The organism is Paenibacillus pasadenensis, from assembly GCF_023715725.1.
GTDB classification, from domain to species: domain Bacteria; phylum Bacillota; class Bacilli; order Paenibacillales; family Paenibacillaceae; genus Paenibacillus_O; species Paenibacillus_O pasadenensis_A.
This window is the reverse complement of the sequence record NZ_JAMBOT010000006.1, coordinates 207,222-225,317: the sequence shown is the minus strand read 5'-3', so window position 1 is coordinate 225,317 and position 18,096 is coordinate 207,222. Positions and strand designations below refer to the sequence as shown.

The 18,096-nt window shown below is 54.3% G+C and carries 16 protein-coding genes; 11 read left to right on the top strand and 5 right to left on the bottom strand.

From position 1 onward, the window contains the following. Window positions 1–21 precede the first annotated feature (21 nt). From M3223_RS16325 to M3223_RS16315, 3 genes are read left to right on the top strand one after another with little or no spacing between them, the layout of a single operon-like run. Window positions 22–1,578: an ABC-F family ATP-binding cassette domain-containing protein gene (locus tag M3223_RS16325; protein WP_251563412.1), complete on the top strand. Its 1,557-nt coding sequence runs from the start codon at window positions 22–24 to the stop codon at window positions 1,576–1,578. Between the two features lie 45 nt (window positions 1,579–1,623). Further along, window positions 1,624–2,322 carry a response regulator transcription factor gene (locus M3223_RS16320; RefSeq protein ID WP_251563410.1) on the top strand — a complete coding sequence of 233 codons (699 nt, stop codon included), beginning with the start codon at window positions 1,624–1,626 and terminating at the stop codon, window positions 2,320–2,322. Continuing rightward, window positions 2,319–3,692, top strand: coding sequence for a HAMP domain-containing sensor histidine kinase (locus M3223_RS16315; RefSeq protein WP_251563407.1), 1,374 nt, complete (start codon window positions 2,319–2,321; stop codon window positions 3,690–3,692). The genes M3223_RS16320 and M3223_RS16315 overlap by 4 nt, the downstream gene beginning before the upstream one ends. A 133-nt stretch (window positions 3,693–3,825) precedes the next feature. On the opposite strand, the gene M3223_RS16310 is transcribed toward M3223_RS16315, so the two are convergent. Continuing rightward, entirely contained in the window at window positions 3,826–4,308 is a 483-nt protein-coding gene (locus M3223_RS16310) for a C40 family peptidase (protein WP_251563405.1), read from the bottom strand. 201 nt (window positions 4,309–4,509) lie between these two features. Here M3223_RS16310 and M3223_RS16305 point away from each other — a divergent pair, with 201 nt between their 5' ends. Genes M3223_RS16305 through M3223_RS16290 form a run of 4 tightly spaced genes read left to right on the top strand, consistent with a single transcriptional unit; the run spans window position 4,510 to window position 7,618 of the window. Next, window positions 4,510–5,370 (top strand): carbon-nitrogen hydrolase family protein, encoded by an 861-nt coding sequence (locus M3223_RS16305; RefSeq protein WP_251563402.1) that lies wholly within the window; start codon window positions 4,510–4,512, stop codon window positions 5,368–5,370. A 19-nt stretch (window positions 5,371–5,389) separates the two neighbouring features. Next, window positions 5,390–6,055 carry a GNAT family N-acetyltransferase gene (locus M3223_RS16300; RefSeq protein ID WP_251563400.1) on the top strand — a complete coding sequence of 222 codons (666 nt, stop codon included), beginning with the start codon at window positions 5,390–5,392 and terminating at the stop codon, window positions 6,053–6,055. Between the two features lie 27 nt (window positions 6,056–6,082). Beyond that, on the top strand, window positions 6,083–6,751 hold the full coding sequence (locus tag M3223_RS16295; RefSeq protein WP_251563398.1) for a GNAT family N-acetyltransferase: 669 nt from the start codon (window positions 6,083–6,085) through the stop codon (window positions 6,749–6,751). Between the two features lie 12 nt (window positions 6,752–6,763). Beyond that, the gene (locus tag M3223_RS16290; protein ID WP_251563396.1) at window positions 6,764–7,618 is read left to right on the top strand and encodes an MBL fold metallo-hydrolase; all 855 of its coding nucleotides are present in this window, start codon (window positions 6,764–6,766) and stop codon (window positions 7,616–7,618) included. A 93-nt stretch (window positions 7,619–7,711) separates the two neighbouring features. On the opposite strand, the gene M3223_RS16285 is transcribed toward M3223_RS16290, so the two are convergent. After that, the gene (locus M3223_RS16285; protein ID WP_251563617.1) at window positions 7,712–9,511 is read right to left on the bottom strand and encodes an ABC transporter ATP-binding protein; all 1,800 of its coding nucleotides are present in this window, start codon (window positions 9,509–9,511) and stop codon (window positions 7,712–7,714) included. A 64-nt stretch (window positions 9,512–9,575) separates the two neighbouring features. Next, window positions 9,576–11,327, bottom strand: coding sequence for an ABC transporter ATP-binding protein (locus M3223_RS16280; protein ID WP_251563394.1), 1,752 nt, complete (start codon window positions 11,325–11,327; stop codon window positions 9,576–9,578). Window positions 11,328–11,921: 594 nt separating this feature from the next. On the opposite strand from M3223_RS16280, the gene M3223_RS16275 reads away from it, so the two are divergent. Further along, on the top strand, window positions 11,922–13,940 hold the full coding sequence (locus tag M3223_RS16275) for an endonuclease MutS2 (protein WP_251563393.1): 2,019 nt from the start codon (window positions 11,922–11,924) through the stop codon (window positions 13,938–13,940). Between the two features lie 3 nt (window positions 13,941–13,943). Here M3223_RS16275 and M3223_RS16270 read toward each other — a convergent pair whose 3' ends face one another. Then, on the bottom strand, window positions 13,944–14,597 hold the full coding sequence (locus M3223_RS16270; protein ID WP_251563391.1) for a thiamine diphosphokinase: 654 nt from the start codon (window positions 14,595–14,597) through the stop codon (window positions 13,944–13,946). A 136-nt stretch (window positions 14,598–14,733) separates the two neighbouring features. Between M3223_RS16270 and M3223_RS16265 the strand changes: the two genes are divergently transcribed. Next, window positions 14,734–15,384: a trimeric intracellular cation channel family protein gene (locus M3223_RS16265; protein ID WP_435368024.1), complete on the top strand. Its 651-nt coding sequence runs from the start codon at window positions 14,734–14,736 to the stop codon at window positions 15,382–15,384. Continuing rightward, the gene (locus M3223_RS16260) at window positions 15,384–15,869 is read left to right on the top strand and encodes a low molecular weight protein-tyrosine-phosphatase (RefSeq protein WP_251563387.1); all 486 of its coding nucleotides are present in this window, start codon (window positions 15,384–15,386) and stop codon (window positions 15,867–15,869) included. Before M3223_RS16265 ends, M3223_RS16260 begins: the two co-directional genes overlap by 1 nt. 69 nt (window positions 15,870–15,938) lie before the next feature. Here M3223_RS16260 and M3223_RS16255 read toward each other — a convergent pair whose 3' ends face one another. Then, complete coding sequence (locus M3223_RS16255) at window positions 15,939–16,670, bottom strand: alpha/beta hydrolase (protein WP_251563384.1); 732 nt, start codon at window positions 16,668–16,670, stop codon at window positions 15,939–15,941. Window positions 16,671–16,971: 301 nt separating this feature from the next. On the opposite strand from M3223_RS16255, the gene pdhA reads away from it, so the two are divergent. Then, the gene (pdhA, locus tag M3223_RS16250; protein WP_251563382.1) at window positions 16,972–18,048 is read left to right on the top strand and encodes a pyruvate dehydrogenase (acetyl-transferring) E1 component subunit alpha; all 1,077 of its coding nucleotides are present in this window, start codon (window positions 16,972–16,974) and stop codon (window positions 18,046–18,048) included. Window positions 18,049–18,096: the final 48 nt, after the last annotated feature.

The window sequence follows — 18,096 nt, the reverse complement described above, 5'->3', positions numbered from 1 at the left end:
GAATGGAGATATCAACGACTAATGAGCTTATTAACCGTAGAGAATTTATCGCATACATTTGGAGACCGCATTCTGTTTAAGGATGTTTCTTTCCGGCTGCTTGCCGGAGAACGCGTCGGACTCGTAGGAGCCAACGGCACTGGTAAATCGACGCTGATGAATATTTTGACAGGCAAACAGCTGAAGGATGAGGGCCGCGTTGAATGGACGCCTAAAATCCGCTACGGCTATCTGGATCAGCACACAAAGCTGCAGCCGGGCAAAACGATCCGCGATGTGCTGCGCGACGCCTTTGCGCCTTTGCTTGCTCTTGAAAACGAGCTGAACGAGGTTACGGCGGCGATGGGCGAGCCGGATGCTGATCTGGATGCTTTGCTGGAGCGCATGGGTGAAATCCAGGAGGAGCTGGAGATTGGCGATTATTATCTGCTCGACGTTAAGGTGGAGGAGATGGCCAACGGCCTCGGTCTGAATGCGATCGGCCTGGACCGGGACGTGTCCGCGCTAAGCGGCGGCCAGCGTACGAAGGTGCTTTTGGCGAAGCTGCTGCTGGAGAAGCCTACGGTCCTACTTTTGGATGAGCCTACGAACTATTTAGATGAAGAGCATATTACATGGCTTGCGAGCTACCTGCGCAACTATCCCAATGCTTTTATCCTTATTTCCCATGATACCGGGTTTATGAACTCCGTCGTTGGAGTCATCTACCATCTTGAGTTTGCGCGCATGACGCGTTACACCGGTAACTACGAGAAATTCCTGGAAATGGCGGAGCTGAATAAAGCCCAGCATTTGGGAGCATACGAAAAGCAGCAGGATTTCATCAAAAAGCAGGAGGACTTTATCCAGCGCAACAAAGCGCGGGCTTCGACCTCCGGCCGCGCAAAAAGCCGCGAGAAGCAGCTGGACCGGATCGACCGGATCGACAAGCCGGAAGAGGCCGCCAAACCGACGTTTGGCTTTAAGGAAGGCCGCACGAGCGGGAAGACGATCTTTGAGGCCACGGGCCTTTCGATCGGCTACACGAAGCCGCTCCTGCCCAAGATGGATATGCTTATTGAACGCGGCGACAAAATTGCCATCGTCGGCTGCAACGGCGTCGGCAAATCGACGCTGCTCAAGACGATTCTGGGCCGCATCGAACCTCTAGATGGTGAAGTATACCGCGGCGATTATTTGCTGCCGGCTTACTTCGAGCAGGAGGCAAAAGCGCCAACGATGACTCCGCTTGAGGATGTGTGGAATGAATTTTCCGGCATGAATCAGCATGAGGTTCGCGCTGCGCTGGCGCGCTGCGGTTTAAAAAACGAGCACATTACCCGTGCGCTGAACCAGCTCAGCGGCGGCGAGCAGGCTAAAGTCCGTCTCTGCAAGCTGATGCTGCGCGAGAGCAACTGGATTCTGTTTGACGAGCCGACAAACCACTTGGACGTTGTAGCCAAGGCGGAGCTGAAGCGCGCTCTGCAGGCATACAGAGGCACGGTTGTGCTCGTATCCCATGAACCCGACTTTTACGAAGACTGGGTAACCAAAACCTGGGACGTGGAATCCTGGTCGATGAAACAGGTCAACGCCTGATCGCCGGCCCACACCATTCTACCGGAAAGCAGGTGACATCTTAGAATGAATGAACGCGTGCTGGTGATTGAAGACGAAGAGAGCATTGCCCGCATTCTGCAGCTGGAGCTTGAGCATGAAGGTTATGTGGTTGGACACGCTGCGGATGGACGCAGCGGCTTTATGCAGGCTTCCTCCGGCGAATGGGATCTGGTGCTGCTTGACGTTATGCTGCCGGAGCTGAACGGCATTGAAGTGCTGCGACGGCTGCGGCAGGCAGGCAACCCTATTCCTGTAATTCTCATTACGGCGCGGGATACGGTTCCGGATAAGGTAAGCGGCTTTGAGCACGGAGCTAACGATTATGTGACAAAGCCGTTTGCCATGGAGGAGCTGCTGGCGCGGGTTCGCAATTTACTGCGAATTTTCCAGCAGAATCCGAAGGAGACCGAGGGGTCCGATCTGCTCAAAATCGGCGATTTAACCGTAGAGCTGCGCACACGCAAAGTATTCCGCAAGGAGCTTGCCATCGATCTGACGCCGCGGGAGTTCGAGCTGCTCGTATATCTCGCCCAGAACAAAAACGAGGAGAAATCCCGCGAGGAAATTCTTTCCGAAGTATGGGGCTACGACTTTATGGGCGAAACCAACCTGGTCGACGTCTACATCCGGTATTTGCGCCAAAAGCTTGATAAAGGCTTCCGCCACAAGCTGATTCATACCGTGCGAGGCGTCGGATATATGATGAAGGAGCCTGAGGCATGACTCTCCGCAAGAGATTCACGCTTTTTACGATCTTCTGGCTCATTTTCATTTTGATCCTGTTTAATATTTTTGTTTATTTGTTCATGACCAAAATTACGACCCGCAGCGAGCAGCAGGTACTGACGAACAAGGTCAACCTGATCCTGGAAAACAGCAAGATTATGGACAAGGATCATCTGTCCGACGAGGGCCTGCTGCGGGAGTTTTACAATGTGAACGAGCTGATTCGCATTATTACGCCGAACGGCAAAACCATTAACCTGGAAGGCTCGGATACTGATCTGCTGGCTCTTCCAGTGGAGTTCAGGGCGTATCACGACCAGGGAGAGAGTTTTGTCGGCAGCACAAGAGTGCTGTATATCCGGGTACCGCTTTATGAGGATTCCGAAGTGATCGGCATGCTCGAAATTATGCGCAAGCTCAATTTGCAGGACAGTTATATGAAGGTGCTCGTAGCGGCGTTATCCGTAACGAGTATAGGCGCCATTCTGTTTGCAATCTTTGGCACCTACTGGTTCACCTCGCGGCTTACGGCGCCGATCCAGCATATGGTCCAAACGATGCGCGAAATTGACCGCAGCGGCAAGCTGCGCAGCATTGAGATGGGGGACAAGGAAGAATCCGCCGAGCTGCTGCAGCTTATTCGGGCTTTTAATCAGATGATTGAGCGGCTCGACCGGACTTTCGCCCGGCAAAAGCAGTTTGTCGCCGACGCATCCCATGAGCTGAAAACGCCGCTAACGGTAATCTCAAGTTATGCGGGCATGCTGAAGCGATGGGGCAGAGACGACGAGAACATTCGCAATGAGGCGATCGAGGCGATTGCCAAGGAAGCGGAGCGGCTGCAAAACCTGACCAAGTCGATGCTTATGCTCGCCGAGGCGGAGCAGGAGGACTGGCTCAACCTGCAAACCTTCGACGTCGTGCAAATGGTAGACGAACTCGCCGGCATGCTGCAGACGACGTTCCAGCGCCAGATTCGCGTCCATACTTCCACGACCGGGTTGAAAATGTCGGGAGACAAGGATAAAATTCGCCAGCTGCTCGTTATTTTGCTGGATAATGCGATCAAGTACAGCAAGGAGCCGATTGACGTTACGGTCAGCTCGGTCAAACAAATGGTGCGCATTCATGTGACGGACAAAGGCATCGGCATTCCCGATAATGAAATTCCGCATCTGTTTGAGCGTTTCTACCGCGTAGACGGCGCGAGACGACGCTCAACCGGCGGAGTTGGCCTTGGTCTTTCGATTGCCAAGCGCATCGTGGAGATGCACGAAGGACAGATCGACGTATTCAGCAAGGCGGATAAAGGAACGACGATTACGCTGCAGTTTCCGCAAATGCTCAAAAACACCTCCGGCAAATAAAGGGCGGGGGTGTTTTTCTGCGCGGCAATTCTATTATGCGGCTGGTGCAAAAAAACGCGTCCAACACTTGTAGGACAAGCGTTAGACGCGTTTTTTAATAAGCTTTAACCTAAAGGGATGAGTTCTCGGTCCATTACAGAACGCGGCGTGCCGTGACGTAATGGTTTTTCCAGTACGAGGTGGAAAGGCTGGATACGGTAACGCCAGTTTTGCCGTATGTATGCAGAATTTTATTATTCCCGGCATAGATAGCAACATGTCCGATGCCTTTGCCGCTGCTGCCAGTGAAAAAGACGAGATCGCCTTTGCTCAAGCTGCTGCGTTGGACTTTTTTGCCTTTGTTATACTGTTCCTTCGAAGTACGCGGAAGCGTTACTCCGTTCTTCTTAAAGACATATTGAGTAAAAGATGAGCAGTCAAAGTAGGATGTGCTGCCGCTCGGCGCTCCGAGACGGTATGGTACTCCTAAATATTTTTTGCCGAATGCAAGCAGCTTTTCGGATTTGGGAGTGGCGGCGGAAGCGGATTGTATAGAACCGATGCTGAAGCTGGCCATGCCGATTACAGCGCAAAGGCCGAAACGGGCAATCGTCTTTTTCCAGTTGCTTGTGCGCATATCTTGTGGTGTCCCTCCATCATGGTGTACGTTGTACTAAGGCTCGTTTTGAACTAGAGTAACTATAACACAATAAAATTGACCTAAAATTTACCAGTAAGAAGCAAAACGCTGATTTAACGCGAATCTACAAGGAATATGAGAACAATGTGAAAATCCTCTCATAATGTGAAGAATTTTGGTTCGAGGAGGCTGTACAAGGTGAAATATCGAGTTTCAGCAGTTCAATATGAGTTGGCGGATATTAATTCTTTTGCCGAATTCGCGGCTCAAACGACCCATTATGTGCGGAATGCCGCCGAATATGGCGTGCAGGCGCTCCTGTTCCCTGAGTTTCTGACGACCCAGCTGCTGTCAATCGGCGACGTGCAAGGCAAGCCTCTAACGATTGATCAGCTGCCTGATTTTACGGAGCAATATGAGCAGCATTTCAAGTCGCTTGCAGCCGATTACGGCATTCATATTATCGGGGGCACACATGTTGTCCGCTCGAAAGACGGCAAGCTGCGCAATACGGCTTATTTGTTCGACCCGGACGGACGTGTCCGCACGCAGGCCAAAATTCATCTGACGCCGACTGAGGTGGAGGAATGGAACATGTCGCCGGGTGACGGTTTGGAGGTGTTCGACACTCCATTTGGAACAATTGCGATGCTTACCTGTTACGATATTGAATTTCCGGAAATTGTCCGTATGGCACGCGCCAAAGGAGCAGACGTCATTTACTGCCCTTCCTGCACCGATGACCGGCACGGATTTTACCGAGTCCGTTATTGCGCGCATGCCCGCGCGGTGGAAAATCAGGTTTATATCGTGACAACCGGCACGACGGGATCGCTGCGCAGAGTGGATTTTATGCGAGCCAACTATGGTCAGGCTGCAGTCATTACGCCAAATGATATTCCGTTCCCGCCGCGCGGCATTATGTGCGAAGGCACGGAAAACCATGATATGCTTATCGTGGCCGATCTCGATTTGCAGCTGCTGCATGATGTGCGGCAAAGCGGCTCGGTCACGACCTGGAGAGACCGCCGCACTGATCTGTATCCCGATTGGTCCTGAGCTGGCGGAAGGGGCGGACATGGAAAAGAACTTATACGTACAGCATGCGGGCAAACCGGTACAGGCTCGAATTCGGCGGTATACGCTTGAAGACGCGGAAGCGCTCATTGAGGTGCAGCGGCTCAGCTTTCCGCCGCCTTATCCCGAAGAGCTGTTGTGGAGCCGGGAGCAGCTGGCCCAGCATGTTTCTCGATTCCCAGAAGGCGCTCTATGCGCGGTAATCGGAGGCAAAATCATTGGCTCCATGACGGGAATGCGCGTTCATTCGTCGGGAGAACACGAACATTTAAGCTGGGCCGAGGCGACCGATGACGGATTTATCCGCAACCACGTCTCTGACGGCGATACGCTTTATGTCGTCGACATTTGTATTGTGCCGGAGTACCGTCAAACGGGATTGGGAAAATGGCTTATGCAAACGATGTACGAAACGGTTGTGCATCTAGGTATAAGTCGTCTGTTAGGCGGAGGCAGGCTGCCGGGATATCACCGGCACGCAGCAGCTATGAGCGCCGAGGCTTATGTCGCCGCTGTATTAACGGGAGAGCTGCGCGATCCGGTGTTAACGTTTCTGCTGCGCTGCGGCCGGACGCCGGCCGGAATTGCATCGAATTATTTGGATGATGAAGAATCCTGCGGATATGCTGCGATGATGGAATGGCGCAATCCCTTTATCCGCAGCTGAGTTTTTACATAGAAGGAGAGATGAATGATGAACTACTATCGCATTACTTCGATTGAGGACGAGAATTTCCCGAAGCTGCACCGGCTGCTGCAGGAAGTATTTCCGCCGGAGGAAGTGCTCGCTTACGAGCTTTGGCGCGAGCCGCTGCAGGACCCGACGATTCATGTATGCGTCGCTCTGCAAGGAGATGAGGCGGTCGGCGCTACGGAGTACCGTTATTATCCAAAGCTGCGCGTAGCGATGACGGACTTTACCATTATCGGACGCCACGGGCTCGGCGTGGGCCGTTTTCTGCTGCGGTCCCGCGAAAAGGAGCTAACCCGACTTGCGCAGGAATCCGGAACGGAGCCGATTGGCATGTTCGCGGAAATTTACGATCCGTACCGGACGGAGCATACGTTTGGCGGCGTGAATCCGATGAATCCGATCGTAAGGCGCGAGGTGCTCTCCCATATCGGATACAAAAAGCTGGATTTGAGTTACGTGCATCCGTCGTGGGATTTGGAGGGCGGCGCGGTGAGCGGACTCGATCTTGGTTTCCTGCCGAAACAGGAAGAGATGAGCGAAATCTCCGGCGCGTTGGCTGCGGAATTTCTGGAGACCTATTACTCCGCAATCGAGAAAAAGCCGCAGGAATGGTACAGCATGGTTGAGAAGCTGAAGCAGCGGAAAACCGTTGCCCTGCTGGAGCTGTAGGGTCGGCACGGCATGGACTCCAACGTTAATACCAATGCGAATCTGAATCCGCTGTGGATCCGCTTTCTCGGCACTGGAGATGCAATGGGCGTTCCGCGCGTCTACTGCGACTGCGCCGTTTGCGAGGAGGCGCGCAGCGGAGGCGTGAACCGCCGATTACGCTGTTCGCTGCTGCTTGACGGATTGGACGGGGACGGAAGCGGCGAGGATGTCACGCTGATTGATTGCGGCCCGGACTGGGGACGGCAGATGGAAACAGCGGGACTGCGAGGCGTACAGCGTATCCTGATTACCCACGCTCATTTTGACCATATTGGCGGCTTAATTGAATGGGCGGACGCCTGCCGCTGGACCAAACAAAAGGGCGAGGCTATCGCACCGCGAGAAGTAATAGCGGAAATTTTGGCGCGTTTCCCTTGGCTGGACCGCTGGATCGACTTCCTTCCGGCCGATGAGCCGCTGCAGATCGGCAGCTGGACCGTCAGCAGCTGGCGTGTCCATCATGGACATAACGGCTACGCCTACGCGTACCGGTTCCAGCAAAAGGATTTTGCATGGGCGTACTGCAGCGACTCCATCGGATTGGACGACAACCAGAAGGAACCGCTGCGTAACTGCAGACTTATTGTGCTGGGAACGAGCTTTTTTGAAGAGCCGTATCCGTATCATACTCGCTCCGTCTACGACGTCAAAGAAGCGCTGCAGCTTCGCGAGGAGCTGCAGCCTGGAGAGATGTTGCTAACTCATCTGTCGCATGACATCGACTTGACCCGGGATTACGAGCTGCCTGACGGCATCGGGTTTGCCCTATCCGGCACAGAACGGAGTTTGGGCGGAGCAGCCACAGATGCAGAAAAGAATAATTAAAAAGGAAACACCTCTTCGCACTATTCATCGGGCAACCAAGGAATAGGCAAAGAGGTGTTTTTGCTGAAGCTGACCGATTGGACTGCGTCAGCGTCATCCGGCGGAATGCTCATCCGCCTGCCCTTGGGAGTGGGCGTACAGACGGGCGTAATAACCTCCGCGCCGCATCAGCTCGCCGTGCGTGCCGGATTCAGCAATCCGCCCGCTGCGCAGCACGAGTATGGTATCGGCGTCCATAACCGTCGAGATCCGGTGCGCAATAACAATTGTCGTCCGTCCTTCGGAGACGGCATCCAGCGCATGCTGGACCATTTTCTCCGTGCTGGAATCCAGATTAGCGGTCGCTTCATCGAGGATGAGGATGGAAGGACGGAAAACGACGATTCTGGCAAAGCTGATCAGCTGGCGCTCGCCTGCGGACAGCCCGCTGCCTTTTTCGCTCAGCATCGTTGCATATCCGTACGGAAGCCGCTGAATCATCGTGTCTGCGCCAACAAATGAGCAGGCTTGAAGCACTTGCTCCTCGCTGATAGAAGGATCAAACAGCCGCACATTGTCGATGATGGAGCCGGAAAAGAGATAGGGCTCCTGCTGCACAAGCCCTACGGCTCGGTTCAGCTGTTTCAACGGAATTTCCCGAACATCGACTCCATCAATGCTCACTGTGCCCTGCTGGGCTTCATAGAAGCGGCAGAGCAAGCTGATCAGCGAGCTTTTGCCCGCACCGGTCGTTCCGACGATTCCGATGCGCCTGCCTGGCTCGATATGCAAATTGATGCCGTGCAGAACAGGTTCATCCGGCGAATAACCAAACCTAACATTGTCAAACCGTACGGCTCCGGCTGCAAGCCTCGGATCGCCGCTGCTGCCGATGGATTGGCTGTCTGTTTCGTTGAGCTCAGACTTTGTCTGGAACAGCTTCCAAATGCGCTCCATCGATACGGAGGCAGCCTGAAGCGTGTTCCACTGCTGGGTGATGGAGTTGATCGGCTGGAAAAATTGCCGGATATAAGTGATGAATGCGTATAAAACGCCAAATTCCAGCCCGTCGCCGTACACAGCCCGCCCGCCAAGCCACGTTACAAACGCCACGGACAAGTTGCCGAGCAGGTCAAACGAGCGGTTAAACAGCACGTTGGTGCGGATTTCCCTTAGATTGGCCTCGTAATAGGAGCTGTTGCGGTCCTCGAACAGCTTTTCCTGCTCGCGCTCTTGCCGGAACGCCTGCACGATATTCATGCCGCTCAAATTCTCGGCCGTAAAGGCAATCAGCCGCGAAAGACGAGTGCGCGACAGCTGATAGGTTTGCCGCATATAACTGCGGAACAGAGCAGCGATGAGTGCGATTGCCGGCAGCAGCAGCAGGCTGTAACCCGCCAGCACGGGGTCAAGCTGGAACATGAGGAAGAGAATGAAGGCGAGCGTCATGCCATCCCGTACAAGGCTCAGACAGACTTGGGTGAAAAATTGGCTGACCGTTTCCGTATCGCCGGAAATATGCGTCACCAGTCCGCCGCTGGACATGCGGTCATAAAAGGATGGAGAGAGCCGCGACAGATGGCGGAACAGGTCCTCGCGCAGTTTTTTGACAATGCCTTGTCCGGCCCGCTGAATCAGCTGATTCTGAAAATAGGAGAATAGCAGCGCCAGCAGCGATAAGAGCAAATAAAGCCCGCCGAGCAGCAGCAGCGGCCGGAATTCAGCGCCGCCTTTCATTAAATGGTCGTCGATTGCGATTTTGACGATAAAAGGTTGAAGCAGATCGGCAGAAATGGCAATTACGGTGCAGCCCAGAACGCCGGCAAATTGGCGCTTGTACGGCTTGGCGTAGTGGAGCAATCCGCGCATGGCGGCTGCTTGCTGCGATTTTTGCGTTTCCTCAGCAGTTTGCATCCGGCGGCTAGGCCGCCATCCAACGATACCGCCAAGCTTCCATCGGTGTTTATCTGTGCGTTCCTCAGGCTCCAGTCCGGCCATGACCGATCCCTCCTTGCTGCAGCTTTGCCAGCTCGGCGTAAAGCCCCGTTTCAAGAAGCAGCGACTCATGCGTCCCGCGCTGCACAATTTTTCCTTCATCCAATACGATAATTTCATCGGCATGCTTTAAAGCGCTGATGCGATGGGCAATAATGAGCGTCGTTTTGCCTCTTCTAAGCTGGCGGATGCTGGATACAATCGCCGTTTCCGTCACCGCGTCAACTGCGCTGACGCTATCGTCGAGAATAAGCAGCGGCGCCTGTTTGATCAGACCGCGAGCAAGGCTTGTGCGCTGGCGCTGGCCGCCGGAAAGCGTGACGCCGCGTTCGCCCAGCTTCGTTCCGAAGCCGTCTTTGAAAGCTAAAATATGCTCGTAAATGCCTGCATTCCGCGAGGCTTCGTCAATTTCCTGCTGCTCGGCATCCCTCCGGGCGAAGGCGATATTATCCCGCAGCGTTGTGCTGAACAGAAAACCGTCCTGCGGCACATAAGCGATGGCGTCGCGCAGCGAATGGAGGTCGATCCGGCGGATGTCGGTGTCTCCAAATTTGATGGAGCCTCCCGGAGCTTCCATCATTCGCAGCAGCAGCTTGGCAAGCGTCGTTTTCCCGCTCCCGGTTTTTCCGATGATCGCTGTTGTGCGCCCTTCGCGAAGCGTTAGGTCTATGTCGCAAAGAGCAGGCGCCGTCGCGCCGGGATAGCTGTACGTCAACCGTTGGATGCGGATATCGGCCCCGGCGGGAAAGGGCAGCGGATCGTTGTCGTTCACAATGTCAGGGCGTGTGGCTAAAAGCTCCTGAAGCCTTTCCAGGCTTGCCCGCGAGCGCTGCATCGTATTAATGACGTTGCCAATTTGCTGCAGCGGATTGATCATTAGCCGGATGTAGAGCGTTAGGGATACAAACATGCCCACCGTGATGCTGCCGTTAAGCGCCTGATAGCCTCCGGCAGTTAATGTCAGAACGAGAGATGCGGAGCCGAGAAACGGGAGCAGCGCCTGAAAAAGAGAGCTCATGCGGACAAGCGAAAGCTGGCTGTTATATACGTTGTTCACATGGGCGCCGAAACGGGCTTCCATCATCGGCTCGACGGAAAATTTTTGCGTGACGCGCATGCCTCCGATTTGCTCCTCCGCCGATTCCGTCATTCCGGCAAGATCGTTCTGCACATTTCGGGAACGGCTGCGGATGCGGGGACCGAAGTAAACGACGATAAAAGGGATGAGCAGCAGCGGTGAAATACAGATTCCGATCAGCGCAGCCGGAATTCCAGTTACGAGCATCATCACGAGCGCGCTTCCCAGCAAAATAACGGCGTTTGCTGTCTGGTTAAAACAGACCGCAATCGCCTCGCGCACGGATTTGACATCGCTGAGCACATAGCTGAGCATATGGCCGACTCCATGTTTGGCGTAATACGCCTCGCTCAGCCTTGTGAAGTGACGAAAAAGCTTTTTGCGCGTCAGCCTCTCGAATTCCCTGCCAAGCCTCATGATCAGGTATTGACCTGATCCTGCTAAAGAGGTATACAATACGGCGATACCCGCAAGCAGCAGGGCCGACTGGGTGATGAATCCGGGGCTAAGCGACTGAGACTGCAGCCGGTCCGTAAATTCCCCGAGAACACGCGGATAGAGGGACTGAATCATGTTGCCCACGGCGATAGCAAGCAAAGCGGCGGCGTAAAACCAGGCTTTGGATGCCAGATAAGGCAGCAGCAAGCCTTTTTTCATTCCCGGCATTCCTCCTCGTTTGATTCCTTGTCATTCCATTATATCGCTGATTCCCAAAAGCTTCATCACTAAAAGAAGCAGGGTGCAGGATTGACATTCACCAACGTCCAACGTAGGATAAAAGGAAGCTCGCAGTTTTGCTTTTTGTCTGCTCGTACCTAACCGATAAGGGGAGTTTATTGTATGAGAACCGGGGTTCAGATCTCTTAATTTCATAGGATGACGCTTCATGCGCTTGAACAGTGATGCCGAACGGGATTAATTTAATCCTGTATCGGATTGCTCTGCCTTATAACGCCCCTTTTAAGAGGGTTTGTTTTGGCAGGCCTGTTTTAAGCTGCACCCGCCAAGGGACTCGAAGCGCATCCGTGATTAAGTTCTGAACCCAAGGATCCAACCCCCTGATGAATAGACAGCTACGGAACGCTAACCTCCAGTATGCGGGGGTTCCGAGCTACATTTAAACAGGAATGGAACGCCTATGCGTTCCGTTCCTGTTTTTTTTTCATCTGGAAAAGGTTCGAGAAGAAGCATAACTGACACGGGCTTATTTTGCTTGCCCCTGCGGGCAAAACTCCAGAGGAGGATAAACCAATGAATCAAGCATCGATGATGCGTTTGGAATATACGTTTATACACGAGCAATTATGCGAATTTACGGTTTCAGAGGCGGGGCGAAAGCTGGCTGAGCAGCATTTGCCATCCGTGCATTTGCGCCAGATTGAGACGTGGCAGCTGGAAACGGCCGAGGCGGATGCGCTGCTGCGCGCCGGTTCGAGCGTGCCTTTATCTTCGATGGAAGGGATCGGGGCATTTCTCGCGCTGTTAGGAAAAGGCCGGATTTACGATGAGAGAGAACTGGGCGCATTATCCGCCTGGTTAGCTGCTATCGGTCAGATGAAACGTTATATGGCGGCCAAAAGGGAGTCGGCGCCGCTGCTCGCCGGTTACGCCGCCTCCATGCGAGACTGTCCGGAGCTGAAGGAGGAGATCGACCGCTGCATTCGCGGAGGCTGGCTGCTCGACAACGCCTCGGCAGAGTTATCCCGAATCCGCCGATCCGCCCAAGTGGCGGAGGACCGGGTGCGCCGCAAGCTGGATGCCGCCCTTGTCAAATACCGCAGCTCATTGCAGGAATCAATTGTGAGCCGCAGAGGGGAGCGTTACGTTATTCCGGTACGCCGGGATCAGCGCAAATTAGTGCCGGGGACGGTGTGGGACGAATCATCCAGCGGCCAGACGCTGTTTATTGAACCGGCTGACGTGGCGGATCTGCAGGCGGAGCTGAGCATGTGGAAACAGGAGGAGGAGCGGGAGCGTACCCGCATCTTATCGGTATTGTCGGCGCTGGCGGAGGAACACGGCGCGCAGCTCGCCGTCAACCTGGAGGCGATGGCGCTGTTCGATTTCATCCTTGCCCGAGGCAAGCTCGCCCGCTCTTACGACGGAATCAGGCCTAAGCTGATTGCCGATCCGCTTATCGCGCTGCGAGGCGGAAGGCATCCGCAGCTTGGTGCCAAGGCAGTGCCGATCCATGCCGAGCTTGGCGCCGCTTGGGATCAGCTTTACATTACCGGTCCCAATACGGGCGGCAAAACGTTAGCGCTCAAAACGCTCGGCCTATTTGCGCTTATGACACAGGCGGGTCTGTTTTTGCCGGCGGAGGAAGGGACGGTGTTTGGCATGTTTGAGGATGTGCTGGCGGATGTCGGCGACGGTCAAAGCATTCAGCAGTCGCTCAGCACCTTTTCCTCCCATCTCACCATATTGAAGGAAGTGCTTGCATCGGCAAACCGCAGGACGCTCGTACTGTTGGATGAGCTTGCGGCGGGCACAGATCCCGGCGAGGGCATTGCGCTCTCTATTGCTGTCCTGGAAGAGCTAGGCGCAAGAGGCGCTAAGCTAGCGGTGACGACCCATTTTAACGAAATTAAAGCATATGCTTCCCGCACGCCACGCTGTATGAATGCACGGATGGCGTTTGACGCCGAGACGCTGCAGCCGTTATATCGGCTGGAGCCCGGCGAAGCGGGGGACAGCTATGCGCTGTCGATTGCCAAACGGTACGGTTTGCCGGAATCGGTGCTGCGTCGTGCTGCGGAGCTGAAAGGACTGAGCCCAAACACGATCCCAATAAACATGGCGCTGAAGCCCCGGCAAGACAGCGGAGAAGCACTTGGAACGGGAGGAACGGATGGGCAGGGAGCGGGACGTCCGGCTCTGATTGATGAACATTCGTCAACCCTTCCCGATAGAACCGCTAATTCGAAGGCTAATCAACCGAAAAAGCAGCAATCCGGCGGAGCTGCCAAGTTTGCGGTAGGCGATTGTGTCTGGATTCATCCGTTAAAACGAACTGGCATCGTATACCGGGAGGCAGACAGCAGAGGGGAAGTCATCGTTCAGGTTAAAAAGGAGAAAAAAGCGTTTAACCGCAAAAGGCTGTCCCTCTATATAAGCAGAGACAGCCTGTATCCTGGCGAAGATTACGATATGGACATCGTTTTTGAAAGCAAGCAGGACCGCAAGGCACGGCATCTCATGTCCCGCAAGCATGTAGAGGGGCTGGCGATTCAGAAGCCCGGCGAGGACGGCGGCGCAGAGCGAAGCTGAATTTCAGCCCGCGGTTTCCATGACGAGCAGCCAGCCATCGCGCAGCGTTACTGTTCCGGCATCCGCAGCCAGCGCGTTGCTTATGCCGAGCGACTGTCCGATGCGCAGCGTAGCGTCCTGAAGAGGATATTGAAAACCAGTCAAATCAATCCCGCTCGCCTCTTCGCTCAGCGGCAGCAGCGAGACATGGGGCAGCTCGCTGCGGACAATTTCCAGCGACTGCCCTCCGCGCAGCAGCCGGATGCGGTTGGTGGCGTCCTCTATGGCAGCGGAGCAACCTTGGTCTGCGGCCGTGCGCAGCAGATGAACGTTAGCTAGCGTATGGTCAAAGCGGCTGCCGAGCGCGCCAAGCAGCAGGATAGAGTCCGGCTCCAGCTTCAGCGCTTTTATAAGCGCCAGCTCCGTATCGGTGTAATTTTTATCAATAGGGTCAAAAGAGGCCATTTCATGGCTGTTCGCAGCAATTTCGACCAGCTCTGCCTTGCGGACGGAATCAAAATCGCCAAGTGATAAGTTCGGCTTAATTCCATGGCGGATAAGGAACAGCGCTCCCGCGTCGGCGCCAATCACATAATCATTTACACGAAGTCTGTCCAGCGTCCACGAGCCCAAATTCCCGCCGGTTACAATGACGACCCGCTGTTTGTTTGGAACCATCGGTTTCCTTCCTTCCGCTATTAATCTGCGGCTCATTATATCGCGCTGGGTTAAATGGTTGCAATTGCTGTTGCGGGATAGTCCGCTCGCGGCTATTATAGGTAGGATGATTTGTGTACTTTAGCAGCGGGGGCGTATTCATTTGTACACCGAAATATTTGCGATTTTCAGCATTATCGGCACGGTTGCTTTTGCGGCGAGCGGAGCGATTGTTGCTATGGAGGAAGAGTACGACATTCTCGGAGTGTTTGTGCTGGGGCTCGTCACCGCGTTTGGCGGCGGCGTTATCCGCAACTTGCTGATTGGCATTCCCGTCACGACGTTATGGAACCAGGGCCTGCTGATTAAAATCGCCTTGGCTTCCATGACGATCGTATTTTTGCTTCCGGTGAGCTGGATTCAGCATTGGCGCAGGGCGGAGGCGCTGTTTGACGCAATCGGCTTGTCCGCCTTCGCCATTCAAGGGGCGCTTTATGCGACGGAAATGAACCATCCGCTTAGCGCCGTGCTTGTGGCGGCTACGCTGACCGGTATCGGCGGCGGCATCATCCGCGATTTGTTAGCAGGCCGCAAACCGCTTGTGCTGCGTGACGAAATTTATGCCGTTTGGGCCATTCTCGGCGGACTGGCCATCGGTATTGGCTGGTTCCAAGGTACGGCGGGACTGCTGATCTTGTTTGTGCTCATTATTGTGATGCGGATGCTGTCGGTCATGTTTAAGTGGAGTTTGCCGCGCAGATCGCTCCGCGCCGCTTCCGGCGACAGGCGAGAAGGAGGGATGTTCTGATGCCGCGCAAAACAAAAGTGGTGTTTGTTTGCTTGGGCAACATATGCCGCTCTCCGATGGCCGAAGCCGTTTTGCGGCATATGGCTGCCGAGAGTGGGTTAAGCGAGCTGCTTGAGGTGGACAGCGCCGGCACAGGCGACTGGCATCTTGGAGCGCGGCCGCATGAAGGAACGCGCCGGGAGCTGGACAGCGCAGGCATTTCCCATCAAGGCATCACGTCGCGCCTTGTTACCCGGGATGATTTGGAGCTGGCGGATTACGTCATTGTCATGGACAGCAACAACGAACGCGACGTCCGCCAATTGATTCAGTCCGGCGGCTATAAGCCGCAAGGAACGCTGCTGCGGTTTATGGAGCTGCTGCCGGAACAGCAGCTGGACGGGGTTCCCGATCCTTACTATACGGGCGATTTCAGCCAGACGCGCGAGCTGGTAACGGAAGGCTGCAGCCGGTTGCTGGACCGGATCGTTAATGAAGTGAAGTGATCGCTGTTATATAAAAAAAGCGTTATATGCTCTGAGCATATAACGCTTTTTTCTGTGATCCCGCTTCTTTTACTCAAGAAAATGGTTAAGCCCGTCCGGAATTTCCCGCTGCCAGGAGCCCCACTGGTGCTTGCCGTCTTTTTCAATGTATTGAATGTCGGCGCCGCGGTCGCTGAGAATGGCGTACATATCACGGTTCAGCTTCACGAAGTCGTACACGCCAGTGTCGGTTTCGAATTCTGTTTCCTGCAAGCCAACATACTGATACAGCTGCAGCCAGGACAGATCGGCCTGTTTGCTCGCTATTCCTTGAGAAGCGCCGTAAAACGCGCCTGAGAGGGAAAGGACCCGGTTCCACAGCTCGGGGTATCTCAAAGCAAGATGCAAAGATACAGTTCCGCCAAGCGAATCGCCTATGAGCAGCCGTTCCCGGCGCTCTCTGCGGACAGGGTAGCGTTCCTCGACATAAGGAAGCATTTCCTCTGCAAAAAAGCGCAAATACGCCTCGTGGCGCTCACCGTCCGGAGCGTACTCCGAGGTGCGCTTCTTTTTGTCCACGTCGATGCCGACGAGAACGAACGGCTCCAGCTCGCCATCAATTATGAGGCGGTTGGCCAGCGTAGCGGCTCTGCCGAAGTTAAACAGATCCTCGCCGTCCTGGCCGTACACGACCGGATAGCTTAACACTTCGTTATAGCCGGGGGGCAAATAAATCCGAAGCTCCCTGGAGCCTTCTTCAAGATAACGGCTCGGCACCGTTTCTTTTACGATGGTGCGTTTCAAATACTTGTCGTCCGACATGGATGTATTCCTCCTTGACTGCATGGGAAAGCGCGCCTGAGGGTAAACAATAGAGAGGCGTGCCGTTTACGGAAGGCCGGCTGCTGCGCGGGCCAACTCCATGAAAACGTTATTGTACCATTCTGTATTACTCAATTATTTGAGCTGTTACATATACACTTGCAGCCCAAAAATCGTGAAAGTAATGAAAAAGCAGCGTTTTTTCGTTTTTTGTTTTGACCATGTAAAGACAACAGGTTTATAATAATTCTATAACAGAAGCATGCAAGTTTCAAATAACAAATCGAGGTGAACCTCTCTGATGAGCAAGCTGCTGAACAAGCATTCTTACGAAGTGCATAGCGAGGACGTAACGCCGCTTACGATCCTCTCCCCCGAAGGCGAAGTGGTCAATCCTGACCTGATGCCGAACCTCAGCGACGACCAGCTGAAAGAACTGATGTACCGTATGGTATTCACGCGCACCTGGGACGAGCGTGCCGTGAACCTCGGCCGCCAAGGCCGCCTTGGCTTCTACGCGCCGGTATCCGGTCAGGAAGCTTCCATGATCGGCAGCGAATTCGCGCTGAACAAAGACGACTTCATCTGCCCGGGCTACCGTGATATGCCGCAGCTCGTATGGCATGGACTGCCAATGTACCAGGCGTTCCTGTACTCACGCGGCCATCAGCACGGCGGCCAAATTCCTGAAGATGTGCATGTACTTATGCCGCAGATCATTATCGGCGCGCAAATTTTGCATGCTACCGGCGTAGCAATGGCATTCAAAAAACGCGGCGAAAAGCGCGTTGCCATTACGTACACAGGTGACGGAGGCTCCTCCGAGGGCGATTTCTACGAGGGCATGAACTTTGCCGGCGTTTACAAACTGCCGGTTATTTATACGGTTCAAAACAACGGTTACGCCATCACAACTCCATACTCCAAACAAACGGCTTCCCAATCCGTTGCGCATAAAGCGCTGGCTGCGGGCATCAAAGGCCTGCAAGTTGACGGCATGGACGTTCTTGCCGTTTACAAAGCGGTATCCGAAGCTGCTGAGCGCGGCCGCAACGGCGAAGGCGCAACGCTGCTGGAGCTGCTTACGTACCGTTTCCGTCCGCACTCCATGGCCGACGATACGACGAAGTACCGCACGAAGGACGAAGAGAGCGAATGGACGCAGAAGGATCCGATTATCCGCTTCGGCAAGTTCCTGGACAAAAAAGGCCTGTGGACTGAAGAGGATACGGCTCGCGTGAAAGAAGAAGCAAAAGCGGCTGTTAACGAAGCGATCAAAAAAGCGGAAGCTACGGAAAAAATGACTGTAGGCGGATTGATTGATTCCATGTTCGAAAACACGCCTCAGCATCTGGAAGAGCAAAAAGCCGATTTTTAATATAATTTAGCTAGCGCTGGATGAGTCCGGAACGGCGGGGAGCCGTTC

What these genes read in the sequence shown, in the direction of transcription:
- M3223_RS16325 (WP_251563412.1), top strand. Translation starts at nt 22, where the DNA reads ATGAGCTTATTAACCGTAGAGAATTTATCGCATACATTTGGAGACCGC.
- M3223_RS16320 (WP_251563410.1), top strand. Translation starts at nt 1,624, where the DNA reads ATGAATGAACGCGTGCTGGTGATTGAAGACGAAGAGAGCATTGCCCGC.
- M3223_RS16315 (WP_251563407.1), top strand. Translation starts at nt 2,319, where the DNA reads ATGACTCTCCGCAAGAGATTCACGCTTTTTACGATCTTCTGGCTCATT.
- M3223_RS16310 (WP_251563405.1), bottom strand. Translation starts at nt 4,308, where the DNA reads ATGCGCACAAGCAACTGGAAAAAGACGATTGCCCGTTTCGGCCTTTGC.
- M3223_RS16300 (WP_251563400.1), top strand. Translation starts at nt 5,390, where the DNA reads ATGGAAAAGAACTTATACGTACAGCATGCGGGCAAACCGGTACAGGCT.
- M3223_RS16295 (WP_251563398.1), top strand. Translation starts at nt 6,083, where the DNA reads ATGAACTACTATCGCATTACTTCGATTGAGGACGAGAATTTCCCGAAG.
- M3223_RS16290 (WP_251563396.1), top strand. Translation starts at nt 6,764, where the DNA reads ATGGACTCCAACGTTAATACCAATGCGAATCTGAATCCGCTGTGGATC.
- M3223_RS16285 (WP_251563617.1), bottom strand. Translation starts at nt 9,511, where the DNA reads ATGCAAACTGCTGAGGAAACGCAAAAATCGCAGCAAGCAGCCGCCATG.
- M3223_RS16280 (WP_251563394.1), bottom strand. Translation starts at nt 11,327, where the DNA reads ATGAAAAAAGGCTTGCTGCTGCCTTATCTGGCATCCAAAGCCTGGTTT.
- M3223_RS16275 (WP_251563393.1), top strand. Translation starts at nt 11,922, where the DNA reads ATGAATCAAGCATCGATGATGCGTTTGGAATATACGTTTATACACGAG.
- M3223_RS16270 (WP_251563391.1), bottom strand. Translation starts at nt 14,597, where the DNA reads ATGGTTCCAAACAAACAGCGGGTCGTCATTGTAACCGGCGGGAATTTG.
- M3223_RS16260 (WP_251563387.1), top strand. Translation starts at nt 15,384, where the DNA reads ATGCCGCGCAAAACAAAAGTGGTGTTTGTTTGCTTGGGCAACATATGC.
- M3223_RS16255 (WP_251563384.1), bottom strand. Translation starts at nt 16,670, where the DNA reads ATGTCGGACGACAAGTATTTGAAACGCACCATCGTAAAAGAAACGGTG.
- pdhA (WP_251563382.1), top strand. Translation starts at nt 16,972, where the DNA reads ATGAGCAAGCTGCTGAACAAGCATTCTTACGAAGTGCATAGCGAGGAC.